Origin of the sequence: Dysgonomonas sp. 25 (assembly GCF_010501075.1) — a bacterium.
Lineage (GTDB): Bacteria > Bacteroidota > Bacteroidia > Bacteroidales > Dysgonomonadaceae > Dysgonomonas.
On sequence record NZ_QVMN01000055.1, the window covers coordinates 1 to 303 of the forward strand.

Here is a 303-nt window from a genome sequence, read left to right on the forward strand (position 1 = left end):
TTCTTAACTCACTGTTTGCATAGACGTTGCTACTTGCGGCAAAACGATGTGCTCCTATAAGATATTTCGTTGTGACTAACGCATTGCCATTACCATCTTTCCCGATAATAATCCAATCCCATCCGCTAGCCGAAAATTCTTCACCAACTTCTCCTGTAACATCACTCCAGTCACCTGTATTTGCTACTACTGTTAGCGTGTATGATGTCGTCACTTCACTATTATCTGCATTCTTTACAGTGGCTGTAATAGTTGCTGTACCTTCTGCTACACCTGTTACTTCACCTGTCTCCGCGTCAACTG

1 protein-coding gene is annotated in these 303 nt (G+C 42.9%); it reads right to left on the minus strand.

What is annotated here, in order from left to right:
- The coding region (locus tag D0T66_RS16165) for an Ig-like domain-containing protein (protein WP_185154858.1) at window positions 1-303 on the minus strand (303 nt) is incomplete at both ends.